The sequence below is a fragment of the Kribbella jiaozuonensis genome, assembly GCF_005233875.1.
In the GTDB taxonomy this organism is placed as follows: domain Bacteria; phylum Actinomycetota; class Actinomycetes; order Propionibacteriales; family Kribbellaceae; genus Kribbella; species Kribbella jiaozuonensis.
This window is the reverse complement of sequence record NZ_SZPZ01000005.1, coordinates 307,895-323,675: the sequence shown is the minus strand read 5'-3', so window position 1 is coordinate 323,675 and position 15,781 is coordinate 307,895. Positions and strand designations below refer to the sequence as shown.

The window sequence follows — 15,781 nt, the reverse complement described above, 5'->3', positions numbered from 1 at the left end:
CAGCTCCCTTAGTGCTGCACAGTCAGCTGCGGCTCGGACACCAGCCCGAAGCTCCGCAGTACGCCGAGCAGCTCGCGGTGACCGAACGCCTGGCAACCACTCGCGAACCCGACCCGCTTCGGTGGCGTCTGCAGCAGCGAGTACGCGGCGTACGCCTGCATCAGCCCGGTCTGCTGGTAGTTGCTGTTGCCGTGGATGACGCAGTGCGCCCGACCGAGCGGTCCGGAGGCGTGCACCGAGTCCAGGGTCTTGTTGACCCGTGGGTTCTCCCGCGGCGGCATCTCGTTCATCACCTGGCGCGCGGTGGCGGTCAGTGCCTCGTTGCGCTCGTCCGGCGCCATGTCCTTGGTCGCCTCGAGCGCTGCGGCAACGATCTGCGGTACGCCGTTCATCAGCGCCGCGTTGAAGACACCGCCCTGCGCCTTACAGTTGGCGACTCGCGGATCGCGCTTGAACCAGACCGGGTGCGACATTCCACCCCATGGCAGCGACAGGGCCAGCTCGTGCTGCCCGGGAACGACCAGCTGCACCAGACCCTGCGTCGGGAACTCGGCGTACTGGTTGTTCTCCAGGTAGTGCGCCTTGGAGGTCGCAGCGTTCACCAGGATCGTGCGGGTCGAGGCGATGGTCGGGCTGCCGCCCCAGAACACCGCGATGTCCAGAGTGTCCAGGCCCGGCTGCTCCAGGCAGAGCTGCGCGGCGATCTCGCTCGTCGTGTACATCTGTGCGATGCCGGGCGCCAGCACCAGACCGGCCTCGGCGAACTGCGGACCGTACTTCTCGTCGCAGGTCATCAGCCAGTCCTGCTCACCGGTCGTGTCGGTGTAGTGAGCACCTGCCGCCAGTGCTGCTTCCACAGCGGCCGGACCGAGCTCACTGAACGGCCCGACGGTGTTCAGCACGACAGACGCGCCCTTGAACAGATCGGTCAGTGCGGCGGTGTCGTGGTCGACAACGGCGATCTCGTAGTCCGCTGTCTCGATGCCGGGAACGTGCGCATCCATCGAGGCCTTCAGCTTGGCCTCGTCGCGACCGGCCGCGACGAACGGGACGTGGTACTGCCGGAGGTACTCGCAGACCAGGCGGCCGGTGTAGCCGGAGGCGCCGTAGACGACGACAGGCTTGCTGCTCACGCGATCACATCCCCATTCCGCCGTCGACCGGCAGGCCGATGCCGGTGATGAACCGGGCCTCGTCCGATGCCAGGAAGACGACCGCGTCGGCCATGTCGGCGACCTCGCCGAGCCGGCCGGCCGGGGTCAGTGCGATGACGGCGCCGACCGCTGCCTCGGGAGACTCGAACAGCCCGAGTTGCGCGCAGTCGTTGGCCAGGCCCATCCCCATCTCGGTCGGGACCAGACCGGGGTACAGGCAGTTGACGCGGACGCCGTACCCGAGCTTGCCGGACTCCATCGCGGCGACCTTGGTGAGGCGATCGACCGCGGACTTGGTCGCGGAGTAGACCGCGATGCCGGGGAACGCGATGGTCGCGGCGACCGACGCGATGTTGATGATCGCGCCGCCCTGACCGGCCAGGCCCTCGGGACGCATCGTGCGCAGGCCCCACTTGACGCCGAGCGTGGTGCCGAGGACGTTCACCTCGAGCATCTTGCGGATCTCGTCGGCGGTCACCTCGGTGAGCAGGCTGGTGATCTCGATCCCGGCGTTGTTCACCAGGATGTCCAGGCCGCCCATGATGTCGTTGGCCGCGACGACCGCGTTCTCCCACTGCGCGTCGTCGGTGATGTCGTGCGCGACGAAGCCGTTACCCGCTCCGTACTCGCTGTCCAACGCGTCGGCGACCTTCTCGCCCGCGTCCTTCTGCAGGTCGCTGATCACGACCTTCGCGCCGGCTGCCGCGAGGGCCTTCGCCATGCCCTCACCCAGCCCCTGGGCGCCGCCGGTGACGAGGGCCCTGCGGCCGGAGAGATCGAGAGAACCCATCTGTAGCTCCTTTGCTGACACGACGAGGCTGGCTGTTTCACACTCTGGCCAGGTCTTTGACACCCGTCAAGACTTTGTTTGACACTTGTCAAGAAATCTCCCCGCACCGGGACGCGCCTGGCCCGGGGCGGGGTACTCTGACGCAACGACCCGATGAGGAGAGGGCGGTGTGGCAGTGACGTCAGCGAGCGTGACCGAACCGGACCGGCCGGCCCGGGTCTCCGGGATCGACAAGATCGAGCGACGCCGGGTGGCGCTGGCCGAGTCCGCGCTGAAGACCCTCGGCGAGCTCGGGTACGCGCGGACCAGCCTGCGGGAGATCGCGAACAACTCCGAGTTCACCCACGGCGTCGTGCACTACTACTTCCGCGACAAGATCGACCTGATCAGCTACTGCGTGCGCTACTACAAGACCAAGTGCGCCCGGCGGTACGACGAGGTCGTCGAGACGGCGACGTCGGGGGAGGAGCTGGTCACCGGGTTCCTGGCGAAGATGACCCAGACCCTGGTCGACGAGACCCCGATGCACAAACTCTGGTACGACCTGCGCGCGCAGAGCATGTTCGAGGAGCAGCTCCGCCCGGACGTCGAGGCGATCGACAAGCTGCTCGAGGAGATGATCTGGCGCATCCTCGGCCGGTACGCCGATCTCACCGCGACCACGCCGACCGTTGACGCGCCCACGGCGTACGCGCTGGTCGACGGCCTGTTCGAGCAGGCCGTGGTCGGCTACGCGGCGAACCCGGACAAGACCCCGGACCTGCTGACCGATCGGCTCCTGCAGGTCCTGCCCAAGCTCGTCACGGCGTAGCTGCTATCTGAGTCCTACTCAGCTCCGCAGTCGACCTTGCAGAGCTTGTCGGTCAGCGTGAGGATCGCTCCGGGCTGATCGGTGTCCGCCTCGGTCGAGAACTCGACCGTCCAGTCGCCGGCCGTGGTCTGCGCGGATGCCTTGCTCTGCTGCTGCTTCAGCCAGTCCGCGATCTGGCCGCGCGGGTTCACGTGCGCGAGCTCCAGCGCCTGCGGTGCGAAGTCGGACAGCTTGGTCGCGGCCTCCGCAGCGACCCCGGTCGCCTGCAGCGAGATCACCGGCGGCCGCGGCTGCTTGCCGATCAGGACCTGGATCGACGTGACGCCCTGCGCGCACGTCTGGTACGCCTCGTCGGTGCTGCACTTGTAGCCCTTGCCGGCAAAGGCTGTCACGACCTGTGCGGCGGTGAGGTCCGGCAGCTTCTCCTCCGGACCTGTCGAAGACGCACTGCTGCTGGTGGTGGTGCCCGGAGCAGTGGAGCTGCTGGAGCTACCTGCGGCGTTCGGCTTGTTGTCGTCGGACTTGCTGCCCGAGCACGCCGCCGTACCGAATGCCATCACGGCGCAGGCCAGTACGGCGGCGCCGTACCGCGGCTTCAGACCGGCACCTCGATCGCCGCGTCGAGGGCGATCGTGATCATCTCCGAGAAGGTCGTCTGGCGCTCTTCCGCCGTCGTCTCCTCCTTGGTGATGAGGTGGTCAGACACCGTCATGATGCCGAGCGCCCGGCGGCCGAACTTCGCAGCCAGCGTGTAGAGCGCCGACGCCTCCATCTCGATACCCAGTACGCCATACTCCGCGGTCCGCGAGACCAGGTCGGCGCGGTCGTTGTAGAACAGGTCGCCGGAGAACACCTGGCCGACGTGCACGTTCAGTCCGGCCGCCTCGGCCGCGTCCACCGCCGCACGGAGCAGCTGGTAGTCGGCGGTCGGCGCGTAGTCGATGCCGTGGAAGCGCAGCCGGTTCATCTGCGAGTCGGTGCTCGCGGACATCGCCACGATCACGTCGCGGACCCGGACCGCCTCGGTCAGCGCACCGCACGTCCCGACCCGGATCAGGGTCTGTACGTCGTACTCCGCGAACAGCTCGTTCGCGTAGATGGACGCGGACGGCTGGCCCATCCCGGAGCCCTGCACGGAGATCCGCTCACCCTTGTAGGTGCCGGTGAAGCCGAACATGTTCCGGATCTCGGTGTAGCAGATCACGTCGTCCAGATAGGTCTCCGCGATCCACTTGGCCCGCAGCGGGTCCCCGGGGAACAGCACCCGCGGTGCGATCTGCCCCTTCTCGGCGGCGATGTGAATACTCATGCGGGGATGCTCTCATGATGCCGGGGTAGGTTGAGGCACGTGGCCTACTCGATTGACCCTGGTTCGCTAGCCCTGTCCCGATCGGTCCTGGACCGTGCCGCCGACCGCCGCCGTGACGACGACTGGCTGGAGAAGGCCTGGGGTTCGTCCGACACCCAGGTGGTCGCCGTCGTCGGTGACCAGGTGCAGGTGGTCGATGACCGCTCCGCACTGCGCTTCGTCCCGCCGTCCGAGGCGCCGGAAGGCATCCGGATCTTCCTCGGCATCGACCGCGAGTCCGGAGCCGGCATGACCGCCGAAGGCCGCGCCGTCTTCGGTGTGCTGGTGAAGGGCGAGGCAGACGAGTCGTACGGCGGCCTGCGCGAACTCGGCGCGCTGCTCGACGACCGTGAGGCCGGTATCGCGGTCAACGTGATCGGACTGTCCAACTGGCACGGCGTCCACACTCACTGCGCGAACTGCGGCGAGCACACCGAGGTGGTGGAGGCAGGCCACGTCCGGCGCTGCCCGAACTGCGGTCTGTCGCACTTCCCGCGCAGCGACCCGGCGATCATCGTGCTCGTCACCGACGACCAGGACCGCGCTCTGCTCGGCCGCAACGAGGCCTGGCCGGCGGGGCGGTACTCGACGCTGGCCGGCTTCGTCGAGCCGGGCGAGTCGCTCGAGGCCGCCGTACGGCGTGAGGTGCTCGAAGAGACCGGTGTGATCGTCGGCGAAGAGGTCCTGTACGCCGGGAGCCAGCCCTGGCCGCTGCCCGCGAGCCTGATGCTCGGGTTCTACGCGAAGGCGTCGAGCTTCGACATCGACGTGGACCAGGACGAGATCGCCGAGGCGAAGTGGTTCACCCGGGAGGACGTCCGCGCGCTGGTCGAAGCCGGCACCATGGCCCTCCCGGGTGCGATCTCGATCTCCCGCCGCCTGATCGAAGGCTGGTACGGCGAGAGCCTCACCGGCAGCTGGTGATCACCGGCCCACGTTGGACCGGGCCGCCGCGACCCTGATCAGGACGCCCTCCCAGCGCTCGACCGTGCCGGCCTGCTCGAGCTGGCGGAGCTTTCGGTCGACCGCGATGACGTACGCCGCGTGGTTCGGCCAGTCCGCCTTCGCACTGGGCAGTGTGTCGGTCAGCGTGCAGCCGTAGGTCAGGAAGCGGTTCGACACGTGGCTGTCGATGTTCCCGGTCCAGACTGTCGGCCGGACGTCGGACTGCGGACACGAGTCGACCGGTGGCGTGTACGACGCCAGGTTGGTCGGGTTGGTGAAGCCGTCCGGTCGCAGCAACGAGTAGTAGGTGCCGTCCGGGGTCTGCGTGAGCCGGTTGAGGCCGTGGTCGCGCAGGACGGTGGCGTGTCCGCTCAGGCTGTCCAGGACGAACAGTCGGCCGCCGGTCACGCCGTACAAGTGGCCGTCGCGCCAGGAGAGCGCGCCGTCCTGTGAACCGGTGACTGCGCTGAACACGGGCAGCAGCCGCAGTACCTCACCTGTCGTCGGGTTGACGACGAAGACGATCCCGTCGGCCAGTCCCCAGATGTTGCCGTCCGGTCCGTAGGTCAGCTCGTTGATGCTGGCTGCGCCCGACACCGGGACGATGTCGGTGAGCACGGCGCCCGTCTCCGGGTCCACCTTGATCAGGTGGGCCTCGGTGGCTCTCGGGTCGGTGCCCTGACCGCCTTCGATGCTGGAGCCGGCCCACACGTTCGCGCCCGCAGGCAGGATGGACGCGATCGTCTGGTCGGTCACCAGGTTGCGGTAGACGGTGTGGCTGCCGGTCGGTACGTCGTACACGGTCAGCGCGCCGCCGTACTCGCCGTACGCCGGCGTGGTGCCGACGTACACGTGGTTGCCGTCGGGGACCACCGACACCGGCCTGTTCTGGTGGTCGCTGTCGACCAGGCTGAACAGTTCCTTCGGGTTGGTCGTGCTGTCCGGTTGCGCCGGGTCCCAGAGCGACAACCGGCCGTACGGATAGATGCCGACGTACATCTTGCCGGTGCCGTCCCAGGCCCAGCCCTCGACCTGTCCCTGCCGGGTGGTGACGGTGGACTTGCCGGTCGCCGGGTCATAGATGGCCGTGGAGCCGTTCAGGTAGACGTTGACGAACACCTTGCCCGTCACGGGGTCAGCCAGCTCGTGCATCAGCGGCGACGGCACGTACTGGAACGGTGAGCTCCACTGCGCCAGCGTCCCGTCGGCCGGGTTGTAGCGGAACGTCCCACCGGAGTAGTTGCCGGCCAGGCCGTACAGCACGGGTACACCGTTCTCGGTCACCCAGCCGTAGCCGATGGATGCGCCACGCGTCAGTGTCCGCGGCGGCGAGACCGGACCGACCGTGTTGGTGTCCAGGTCGTAGTGCGTGAGGGCCAGGGTGTTGTTGGTGAAGTAGACGCCGCCTGGTCCGGCTGCGGAGACGCCGCGGGCAGCGATCGGGTAGTCCATCACCTGCTGGCCAGTGGTCGCGTCGGTGTACTTGATCTGCTCACCGGTGACCGCGTCGACCACCACCAGTCGGCTGCTGGCGTTCGCGAACACCTTGCCGCCGGCGTAGTCCAGGTCGATGAAGTCCTTGGCCGTCGTACCCGGGGGAGTGATGTCCTCGACCGCCTTGGTGTCGACGTCGATCCGAAGCAGGCGGGCATTCGGAGTCGAGACGCCGACGAACAGCTTGCGGTGGTCGGGGTCGTAGACCGTGGATCGTGCGTACTGCTGCACCGGGTCGAGTGAGCCGTAATCGGTGACCTGTCCGTTCGACGGGTCGTACTTGAAGGCGTGCGCGGTCGGATAGGTCCCGGCGTACACGTTGCCGTCCGGGTCAGCGGTCAGGCCGTAGATCTGGGACTCACCCGGAATGGGCTGGCCCAGGTCCGTCACCTCGCCGGTGCCGGGGCTGTAGCGGTAGAGGTGCGCGTACGGGTACGTGCCGAGGTAGACGTCCCCGTTCGGCGTCACGACGATCGCCCAGCCGCCGGCAGCGCCCGGCAGCGGTACGGCGCGGATCAGCTCGCGGGTGTGCAGGTCCACCACGTTGAGCCGGGCGTTCTCGCCGGAGGGTACGGCGTACACGACGTCGCGGCCGTCCGGGGTGCGGCCGACCGCGCCCTCCATGACCGTGAGCGAGCTGACCGGCGAGCCGAGGTCCTTGATGACGTCGTCGGCCGGCGCGAACGGCTTCGTCGGCGGCCCGAGCGGCCAGGTCTCCGACGGGAACGGATCAGGCATCGGCGGGGCCGCCGTGGCGTGCAACCCGCCCGTGGCGAGCAGACCGATCGAGACGACGACGGTCGTCAAGGCAGCGCGAAGGTGACGGCGCGAGAACATGGGCGGACTCCCTGCGACGTAGTTCATCGCAAGGTATAACGGTCATGACCGTAAAGTCCATAACTCAGGCGATATGACCTGAGTCAGGTTGTTCAGGCGGCGAGCTTCTCCGCGACCTGCGCAATCGACGGGTTGGTCATCGCGGTGCCGTCGGCGAAGACGACCGTCGGGACCGTCTGGTTGCCGTTGTTGATCTGCTCGACCAGCTTCGCGGCGTCCGGGACCTGCTCGATGTCGACCTCGGTGAACTCGATGCCGGCTCGCTTGAGCTGGCCCTTGAGGCGGTGGCAGTAGCCGCACCACGGCGTCGAGTACATAGTGAAAGCAGCCATTTGGCTGACTCCTTGAGGCTGGGAGGGGTTTTGTCGGGCCGCCCGTCTAGGGTTGCCTTCGACCTATTCGAACCATGCCGTAGGTGGTGCTGTTCCCGCGTGTCTCACCCCGTGAGCGACCTCACACGATCTGCTTCTGCCGAGAGCCTGTTGGAGGCCCTCGACCCGGAGCAGCGAGCGGTCGCGTCCGCACTGCACGGCCCGGTCGTGGTGATGGCCGGCGCCGGGACGGGCAAGACCCGGGCGATCACCCACCGGATCGCGTACGGCGTCCAGACCGGGACGTTCGACCCGGTCCGGGTGCTCGCGGTGACGTTCACGCAGCGGGCGGCGGGGGAGATGCGCGGGCGGCTGGCCCAGCTCGGCGTACAAGGGGTGCAGGCCCGCACGTTCCACTCGGCCGCGCTTCGGCAGGCCCGCTTCTTCTGGCCCAAGGTGTACGGCGGGGAGCTGCCGCCGATCGCGGACCGGAAGTTCCCGCTGCTGACCGAGGCCGCCTCCCGCTGCCGGGTCCGGGTGGACACGCCCGCGCTGCGCGACCTGGCCGGTGAGGTGGAGTGGGCCAAGGTGAGCAACGTCCGCCCGGACGACTACGCCCGGCTGGCGCCCAAGTCGTCCCGGACGCTGGCTGCCTTCGACCCGGCGACGATCGCGCGCATCTTCGCGGCCTACGAGGACGTGAAGCTGGAGCGCGGCCGGATCGACCTGGAGGACGTGCTGCTCTGTGCGGTCGCGTTGCTCGCGGAGGACGAGCGGGTGGCCGCGGAGATCCGCCGCCAGTACCGGACGTTCGTCGTGGACGAGTACCAGGACGTCTCGCCGCTCCAGCAGAGCCTGCTCGACCTGTGGCTGGGCGGCCGGGAGGACGTCTGCGTGGTCGGCGATCCGGCGCAGACGATCTATTCGTGGGCCGGCGCCGAGCCGGAGAACCTGGTGCGCTTCGCGTCCCGGCATCCGTCCGCCACGGTGATCAAGCTGGTCCGCGACTACCGGTCGACGCCGCAGATCGTCGATGTGGCCAACAAGATCCTCGACGCCGCCGGTCCGACCGGCCTGCCCGGCCGGGTGACGCTGCGATCCCAGAAAGAGGCCGGTCCGACTCCGGTCTACCGCGAGTACTCCGACGAGGTCGCGGAGGCGGACGCGGTGGCGCGCGCGGTCGTGAAGCTGCGGGACGAGGGTGTGGCGCTGCGGGACATCGCCGTACTGTTCCGGACCAATGCGCAGTCGGAGAACTTCGAGCAGGCGCTGGCCGAGCGGAAGATCCCGACCGTGCTGAAGGGTGCGGAGCGGTTCTTCGAGCGGGCCGAGATCCGGCAGGCCGCCGTACTGCTGCGGGGTCAGGCCAAGGCGGGGGACCTGTCCGACGACCTGGTGACCACGGTGACCGGCGTGCTCGGCGGGGCTGGATGGACGCCGGAGCCGCCGACCGGGACCGGAGCGGTGCGGGACCGGTGGGAGTCATTGAGCGCACTGGTCACCATGACGTCCGACTTCGCTGCAGCCAACCCCGAGGCGCGGCTGCCTGAGCTGATGGCGGAGCTGGACCGACGGGCGTCGATCCAGCATGCGCCGCTGGCCGAGGGCGTCACGCTGGCGACGCTGCACGCGGCCAAGGGCCTGGAGTGGGAGTGCGTCTTCATCGTCGGGGCGCATGAGGGGACGCTGCCGATCACGTACGCCCAGACTCCGGTGCAGGTGGAGGAGGAGCGTCGGCTGTTCTATGTAGGCGTGACGCGGGCGAAGCAGCAGCTGTCGATCAGTTGGTCCACGTCCCGCTCACCGGGCGGTCGCGGTACGCGCGGTCCGACCCGCTTCCTCGACCCGATCGGCGTCCGTACGGCGCGGACCGAGTGGACGCCGTCCTCGCCGACCAGTTTCGAGCGTCCGTCGAGCGCACCGCGTTCCAGCCGGCCGATCCCGAAGTGCCGGGTCTGCGGTCGCGGCCTGCTCGACCCGGGCGCCCGCAAGCTCGGCCGCTGCGAGGACTGCCCGTCCAAGATCGACCAGAAGCTGTACGACGCGCTGATCGAGTGGCGCACCGAGCAGGCCGAGTCCGAGCGGATGCCGGCGTTCGTCATCCTCACCGACGCGACGCTGACCGCGATCGCCGAGACCCGCCCGGAGGACGCGCAGGCGCTGCGTCAGATCCCCGGCATCGGCCACACCAAGCTGGCCAAGTACGGCGAACACATCCTGAACCTCTGCACTCGCTGATTGCCCCTTCGGGCAAGTGCTGCGGGAAATGTTCTTGCCAGGCACAGCTTTCGGGGCGCACCCTGGAGTACGTGCCGTGTTCTGCTCCTGGCAGACGTGGCAGTTAGGTGACAGAGGCAACGATCCCGCAGCGTGCGGACGGCGTCCCGGAGAGTGCTGGAAACCCTGTCACGGCAACCAGATCCGGTCGCCGTGGCGGCAACTTCCGGCCAACTTCGCAAACTGGCGATAAATAGTTTGCGGGCTCCGACGCGGACGGCGTACTGTTCTTTCTGCGGTCGAAGCCTGGCCGAAAACTTCAAACCACCATAGCGATCGAGCTAACCGCCCGCTTCGCCACAACGAGAGGAGGTGCCCTGGAAATGATTACCAACACGGTCAAGATGCCGTTCAGCGACGCTGCCGCGCTGCCGTGCGCCCAGATCCCGGGTGCCTCGCCGCGTCTGCACGTCGCGACCGTTGTGCTCATGGCCTCCGGCATCGCCCAGTTCAAGGGCGGAGCTGTCGGCGATGTGAAGTACGGCGGTTCGGGTTCTCGAGCATGGAGTCCACCGGTCTGACAAGCGTCAGAGCCGGCACCTCCAGGCCGCGGAACCCACCAAAGGGTCCCGCGGCCCTTTTGTTTGTCCAAAGATTTGGCGACTACCAACCGGTAATCGTCACCGACGACAAGAGACCAGCATCCAAAAGTCACTGGGAGGTGACCGGAATGAGCGTTAGCTTCCTCGATGTCTTCACCGAGGTTGCAACGTCGCAGGACCTGCCCTGTCGGTCCTACGCGCCAGAACTCTTCTTCGCCGAATCGCCGGCGGACGTCGAGTACGCAAAGTCTCTCTGCACGACCTGCCCGCTGAAGGCCGAGTGCCTGGCCGGAGCGCTCGAGCGTTCCGAGCCGTGGGGAGTGTGGGGTGGCGAGCTGTTCGTCCAAGGTGTGGTGGTTCCGCGCAAGCGGCCCCGTGGGCGTCCCCGCAAGAGCGACACCGTCACCGCAGCCTGAACGACACCCAACCATCCGAAACGAGACCGAACGATGACCAACCAGACTTCACACAGGAGCACCGAAATGCATTTACTCAATGAAGATCTCGCCCGTGCTCACTGTCGGGCTTCACTGAAGGCCGCAGAGCAGAACCGGCGCTTCCGCCTCGCTCACCAGATCGAGAAGGCGCAGAAGCAGGCCGAGCGGGCAGGCCGGCGAGCTGAGAGGGCCAGCGCACGCGCGCGCCTCGCACTCGCCCGTCTCGTCTGATCCACCAGAAACACCAAGCAACACAGCCTGACCAGCTGAACAAATTGAGGGGCGGCACCCAAAGGGGGTGCCGCCCCTTCAGCGTTCCTGGATCAACAGTTGCTGCAGCCCGACCAACGTGATCCCACTGACGATCTCCCGCCGCCCAATCATCCCGGGTACGTCGCCTACCGGTACCCACTCGATCCGATCCGACTCGTTCCGCTCCGTCGGCTCCCCGACCCACACCGCGCTAGTAGCCCGGAACACGTAATGCCGCGAGTCCATGATCCCGGCCGCAGGCTCCGACCGAATCAGCTCGGTCAACCCCTCAGCCCGCCACCCGGTCTCCTCCTCGAGCTCCCGAGCCGCGGCCGCCTCCGGCGTCTCACCAGCCTCGATGATCCCCATCGGCAGCTCCCAGGCCCACGTGTCGGTGAGGAAGCGGTGCCGCCACATCAGCAGCACGTGCTCGTCCCGAGTGACGACCGCGGCGGCGATGTCCTTCAGCCGGACCGCGTGATAGTCGAACCGCTCCCCGTCAGGCTGCTCGACGTCCAACCGCCGTACGCTCAGCCATCGATTGCCCCAGACCTCGGCCTCGCCGTGAATCACCCATCGCACGCGGTGCAGACTAGGGCATGTCACCCGATCCCACGCCTACTGCGCGGCACTCGGCACGGCACCTCGCCGCACTGGAGCAAAGGCGACGATGAAACCACATCGACGCCTTCGCTCCAGCACGCCGAGGCACCGCACCGAGCACCTGCTCGCTACGGCGTGGGACCGGGCGACATACCCTGATGCCATGGTGAGAGCTACCTGTGCGTTGTGTGGTCAGCAGGCGGAGTCGGAGGACGTGCCGTTGACCTGGATGACCTCGATCGAGGACGGACGCAAGCTGCTGTACTGCGACCGGTGTGCCCGGGACAACGTCCGCAGTATCGAGGGCAAGCTCGACTCGGTCTACTGGTAAGTCAGTACTGATCCGGGACACGCATCGCGGGTCCGCCGACGTGTAGCCCGAGCGGCTCGGCGCGTCCCTTCGGCTCCTCCCACGCCTCCTGCCGGCCGAGAACGGTCAGGTCGAGGTACCGATAGCCGTTGTGGAAGTCCTCGATCCCGCGCCCGAACGTCGAGTACGTGTGGAACACCTCGTCGTCGACCCGGAGGAACGTGCTGATCCCTGGCAGCTCGTCGCCGTTCATCTCGTCGGTCCACGGCCCGCCTGACCACGGCGTACCCTTCTCGTTCGCCAGCTGCTCCTTGGTGCGGAAGTGGAGCAGCACCGGCGCGACCCGGTCGTCCAGCGTGGCGTGGAAGTCGTAGTTGAAGTCACTCCCGTACGACGAGACCCACGGAAACGTCCACCCCAGCCGCTCCTTGAACCCCGCGATCTTCGGGTACGGCGCCCGCGAGACCGCCACCAGCGACGTGTTCCGCACGTACAACTGCCGGAGGTTGCCGATCTCGTCCGCGGCCGACGAGCAGCTCGAGCACCCCTCGTCCCAGTCCGGGCTGAACATGAAGTGGTGGATCACCAGCTGATCCCGCCCGTCGAACAGGTCCAGCAGCCCGACCTCCCCGTCCGGCCCCGCGAAGACGTACGGCTTGTCGATCCGGACCATCGGCAGCCGACGGCGCTCGGCGTTCAGCCGGTCGCGCGCCCGCGTGACTTCCTTCTCCAGCCTCAGCAGCTCCAGCCGGGCGGCCAGCCACTCCTCCGGTGGCACGACCTCGGGCAGATTTCCGAATGTCGTCATTGCCCGAACATAGTCCCGCCCGGTGTCGATCCCGGAACACTTCGTCCGACGCAGAAGTGAAGAGACCCCCTGCGGAAGGACCGGATCATGACCGTCGAGGCCGACATGGTGACCACCAGTAAGCGGCAGTGGATCGCGCTGGGCGTCCTGTGCCTCGCCACGCTGCTGGTGTCGCTGGACCTGTTCGTGATGCTGCTTGCAGTCCCGGCCGTGACCGAGGCCCTGGGCGCCACCAGCAGCCAGCAGCTGTGGATCCTGGACGTGTACGGGTTCATGGTGGCCGGCCTGATGATCACGATGGGCAACCTCGGTGACCGGCTCGGTCGTCGTCGGCTGCTGCTGATCGCGGCTGCCGTCTTCGGGATCGCCTCGGTCGTCGCGGCGTACTCCGTCGATCCCGGCATGCTGATCGGGGCCCGCGCGGTGCTCGGCATCGCCGGGGCGGCGATCGCGCCGTGCACGCTGTCGCTGATCTCCACGCTGTTCCCCGACGAGGGGCAGCGGGCGAAGGCGCTGGGCGTCTGGGCCGGCTGCTTCACGGTCGGCGCGGTGGTCGGCCCGATCGTCGGCGGCATCCTGCTGAACCACTTCTGGTGGGGCTCGGCCTTCCTGATCGGCGTACCGGCGATGGTCGTGTTGCTCGTGGTCGGGCCGTTCCTGCTCCCGGAGTACCGGAACGAGAAGGCCGGGCGGATCGACGTACCGAGTGTGCTGCTGTCGCTGGCCGCGATCCTGCCGGCGATCCACGGCCTGAAGCACCTCGCCTCGCATGGCCTCGGTGTGCAGTCGATCGGCGCGCTGGTGGTCGGCGGGGTGTTCGGCTGGATCTTCGTACGGCGGCAGCGTCGCCTCGACGACCCGCTGGTCGACGTACGGCTGTTCACGCGGCGGACGTTCAGCGTGACGCTCGGGAGCATGCTGGCGTTCTCGATGCTGTCCGGCGGCGTGATGGTGTTCGTCGCGCAGTACTTCCAGCTGGTCCAGGGGATGACCCCGCTGGCCGCCGGGCTCGCGCTGGTCCCGGGCATGCTGACGACGACCGTCGCCTTCCAGGTAGCGCCCCGGCTGGCGCAACGGATCCGGCCGAGCGTGCTGATCCCGGCTGGGATTGCGTTCACGGTCGTCGGGATGTTCATGACGTCGATGGCGACGTCCACGACGGTTCTGGCGATCGCGTTCGCGATCCAGTGCGTCGGCCCGGCGCCGCTCGTCACGCTCGGCACGAACCTGGTCATCGGCTCGGTCCCGCCGGAGAAGGCCGGCTCGGCGGGTGCGCTGACGCAGACCAGCAACGAGTTCGGCTACTCGCTGGGCATCGCAGTCCTCGGCAGCGTGGTGACCGCGGCGTACCGCAGCCACATGGACGGCCGCGGCGGTAACTCGCTCGGCGAGGCGATCGCCCAGGGCGCCACGGGCGACCTGCTGGACCAGGCACGTGACGCCTTCACCAGCGGCATGCACCTCGCCGCGGGCATCACCGCCGTGGCTCTGGCAGCCGTAGCGGTCCTGCTGGCCGTGACGCTGCGCGCCGTACCGGCCCTCAGCCGTCGGTGAAGCCGGGCAGGAGCTCCTCGAGCACGGTGCGGAACGGGGCCTCCGCCTCGAGTTGCGACAGTACGGCGATGCCGCCGATCCAGACGCGATGGATCAGCAGGTACGACGGGGGCAGGTTGAGCCGGAGGGCGAGCGACGCGTTGGGCGACCGGAAGTCACCGGTCCGGTTCGCCTGCGCGCGCATCCAGGCCCGGCTGAACTGGAACGTCTCCTCCCGGGCCGGCTCCGCGAACGGCGCCAGGTAGTCCATCAGCTGCTCCGGGTCGATCTCCATCCGCGGCTTGATGAAGCCCTCGGCCTTGAGCCCGTCCCGGACCGCCTCGCCGTCGCCCTTCAGCGAGATCCGCAGCAGCCGCCCGATAGCCGGCGGCAGCCCGTCCGGGAGCCGCGCGCAGAGGCCGAAATCGACCACGCCGAGCCGTCCGTCGGCCATCACCCGGAAGTTCCCCGGATGCGGGTCCGAGTGCAGCAGACCGGCGTACTTCGGCCCGCTGAACATGAACCGGACGTACTTCAGCCCGATCGCGTCCCGCTCTTCCTTCGTACCCTCGGTGATGTACGACGACAGCGGCCGGCCCTCGATCCATTCGGACACGATGACCGTGGGGGAGTGCTTGATCACCCGCGGTACGACGAACTCCGGGTGGTCCTTGAACGCGTCGGCGTACTGCTGCTGGGCCTGCGCCTCGCGGTCGTAGTCGAGCTCCTCGCCGATCCGCTCCTGGAGCTCCGCGACGAGCGGCTTCACCTCGAGACCCGGGACCACCGCGCCGATCGTCCGCGCGAACCGTCCCAGCTGCCTGAGGTCCGACCGGAGCGCCTCCGCGGCGCCCGGGTACTGCAGTTTGACCGCGACCTCGCGACCGTCCTTGAGCCGCCCACGGTGCACCTGGCCGATCGACGCGGCCGCCGCGGGCACGTCGTCGAACTCCTCGAACCGGTCCCGCCAGCGCTTGCCCAGCTCCCGCGACAGGATCGTGTGCACGGTCGAGGCCGGCATCGGCGGGGCGGAGTCCTGCAACTTGGTCAGGGTCGCCCGGTACGGCGCCGCGAGCTCCTCCGGCATCGCGGACTCCATCAGGCTGAGCATCTGCCCGAACTTCATCGCGCCGCCCTTGAGCTCACCCAGGACGGCGAACAGCTGATCGGCCGTCCGGCGCTGGAACTCGGCGAACACGGCCTCGGCGGGAGCACCGCCGATGCGCTTGCCCAGGCCGAGCGTCGCGCGCCCGGCGGCACCCAGGGGCAGGCTGGCAAGTTTCGCGGTCCGGCTCAGCGCCTTGCGAGGAAGGTCCGACACGACTCCAT

17 protein-coding genes are annotated in these 15,781 nt (G+C 68.2%); 8 read left to right on the top strand and 9 right to left on the bottom strand.

Annotation, left to right across the window (positions count from 1 at the left end; all coding sequences use genetic code 11):
• Nucleotides 1-8: 8 nt before the first annotated feature.
• A complete protein-coding gene (locus FDA38_RS33570) occupies nucleotides 9-1,133 on the bottom strand; it encodes a DUF5938 domain-containing protein (protein ID WP_137258195.1) in 1,125 nt (374 codons plus the stop codon).
• Nucleotides 1,134-1,137: 4 nt separating this feature from the next.
• On the bottom strand, nucleotides 1,138-1,944 hold the full coding sequence (locus FDA38_RS33565) for an SDR family NAD(P)-dependent oxidoreductase (protein WP_137258194.1): 807 nt from the start codon (nucleotides 1,942-1,944) through the stop codon (nucleotides 1,138-1,140).
• Nucleotides 1,945-2,113: 169 nt separating this feature from the next.
• Here FDA38_RS33565 and FDA38_RS33560 point away from each other — a divergent pair, with 169 nt between their 5' ends.
• Complete coding sequence (locus FDA38_RS33560) at nucleotides 2,114-2,755, top strand: TetR/AcrR family transcriptional regulator (RefSeq protein ID WP_233715082.1); 642 nt, start codon at nucleotides 2,114-2,116, stop codon at nucleotides 2,753-2,755.
• Nucleotides 2,756-2,769: 14 nt separating this feature from the next.
• Here FDA38_RS33560 and FDA38_RS33555 read toward each other — a convergent pair whose 3' ends face one another.
• Nucleotides 2,770-3,312 (bottom strand): hypothetical protein, encoded by a 543-nt coding sequence (locus FDA38_RS33555; protein ID WP_137258193.1) that lies wholly within the window; start codon nucleotides 3,310-3,312, stop codon nucleotides 2,770-2,772.
• Between the two features lie 38 nt (nucleotides 3,313-3,350).
• Nucleotides 3,351-4,064, bottom strand: a complete 714-nt coding sequence (gene deoD, locus FDA38_RS33550; protein WP_130439886.1) for a purine-nucleoside phosphorylase — start codon at nucleotides 4,062-4,064, stop codon at nucleotides 3,351-3,353.
• Between the two features lie 39 nt (nucleotides 4,065-4,103).
• Here deoD and nudC point away from each other — a divergent pair, with 39 nt between their 5' ends.
• The gene (nudC, locus tag FDA38_RS33545; RefSeq protein WP_137258192.1) at nucleotides 4,104-5,027 is read left to right on the top strand and encodes an NAD(+) diphosphatase; all 924 of its coding nucleotides are present in this window, start codon (nucleotides 4,104-4,106) and stop codon (nucleotides 5,025-5,027) included.
• On the opposite strand, the gene FDA38_RS33540 is transcribed toward nudC, so the two are convergent.
• Both FDA38_RS33540 and FDA38_RS33535 read right to left on the bottom strand, forming a co-directional pair.
• Entirely contained in the window at nucleotides 5,028-7,379 is a 2,352-nt protein-coding gene (locus FDA38_RS33540; protein ID WP_233715081.1) for a hypothetical protein, read from the bottom strand.
• A gap of 92 nt (nucleotides 7,380-7,471) precedes the next feature.
• Nucleotides 7,472-7,711 (bottom strand): mycoredoxin, encoded by a 240-nt coding sequence (locus tag FDA38_RS33535; RefSeq protein WP_137258191.1) that lies wholly within the window; start codon nucleotides 7,709-7,711, stop codon nucleotides 7,472-7,474.
• Between the two features lie 99 nt (nucleotides 7,712-7,810).
• Between FDA38_RS33535 and FDA38_RS33530 the strand changes: the two genes are divergently transcribed.
• The 4 genes from FDA38_RS33530 (at nucleotide 7,811) to FDA38_RS33515 (ending at nucleotide 11,177) form a co-directional block, all read left to right on the top strand.
• Entirely contained in the window at nucleotides 7,811-9,928 is a 2,118-nt protein-coding gene (locus FDA38_RS33530; protein ID WP_137258190.1) for an ATP-dependent DNA helicase UvrD2, read from the top strand.
• Nucleotides 9,929-10,290: 362 nt separating this feature from the next.
• Nucleotides 10,291-10,488 carry a hypothetical protein gene (locus FDA38_RS33525; RefSeq protein WP_137258189.1) on the top strand — a complete coding sequence of 66 codons (198 nt, stop codon included), beginning with the start codon at nucleotides 10,291-10,293 and terminating at the stop codon, nucleotides 10,486-10,488.
• A 149-nt stretch (nucleotides 10,489-10,637) separates the two neighbouring features.
• Nucleotides 10,638-10,925: a WhiB family transcriptional regulator gene (locus FDA38_RS33520; RefSeq protein ID WP_131285495.1), complete on the top strand. Its 288-nt coding sequence runs from the start codon at nucleotides 10,638-10,640 to the stop codon at nucleotides 10,923-10,925.
• A gap of 33 nt (nucleotides 10,926-10,958) precedes the next feature.
• Nucleotides 10,959-11,177, top strand: coding sequence for a hypothetical protein (locus FDA38_RS33515; RefSeq protein WP_233715080.1), 219 nt, complete (start codon nucleotides 10,959-10,961; stop codon nucleotides 11,175-11,177).
• Nucleotides 11,178-11,255: 78 nt separating this feature from the next.
• Here FDA38_RS33515 and FDA38_RS33510 read toward each other — a convergent pair whose 3' ends face one another.
• Complete coding sequence (locus FDA38_RS33510) at nucleotides 11,256-11,780, bottom strand: NUDIX hydrolase (protein WP_137258188.1); 525 nt, start codon at nucleotides 11,778-11,780, stop codon at nucleotides 11,256-11,258.
• A gap of 184 nt (nucleotides 11,781-11,964) precedes the next feature.
• Here FDA38_RS33510 and FDA38_RS42450 point away from each other — a divergent pair, with 184 nt between their 5' ends.
• Nucleotides 11,965-12,132, top strand: coding sequence for a hypothetical protein (locus tag FDA38_RS42450; protein ID WP_170989961.1), 168 nt, complete (start codon nucleotides 11,965-11,967; stop codon nucleotides 12,130-12,132).
• A 1-nt stretch (nucleotide 12,133) separates the two neighbouring features.
• Here the strand turns inward: FDA38_RS42450 and FDA38_RS33505 are convergent, their stop codons facing one another.
• Nucleotides 12,134-12,919: a DUF899 domain-containing protein gene (locus FDA38_RS33505; protein ID WP_137258187.1), complete on the bottom strand. Its 786-nt coding sequence runs from the start codon at nucleotides 12,917-12,919 to the stop codon at nucleotides 12,134-12,136.
• 87 nt (nucleotides 12,920-13,006) lie between these two features.
• Here FDA38_RS33505 and FDA38_RS33500 point away from each other — a divergent pair, with 87 nt between their 5' ends.
• Nucleotides 13,007-14,473, top strand: coding sequence for an MFS transporter (locus tag FDA38_RS33500; RefSeq protein ID WP_137258186.1), 1,467 nt, complete (start codon nucleotides 13,007-13,009; stop codon nucleotides 14,471-14,473).
• Here the strand turns inward: FDA38_RS33500 and FDA38_RS33495 are convergent.
• Entirely contained in the window at nucleotides 14,460-15,773 is a 1,314-nt protein-coding gene (locus FDA38_RS33495) for an ABC1 kinase family protein (protein ID WP_137258185.1), read from the bottom strand. The genes FDA38_RS33500 and FDA38_RS33495 overlap by 14 nt on opposite strands.
• Between the last annotated feature and the right edge of the window lie 8 nt (nucleotides 15,774-15,781).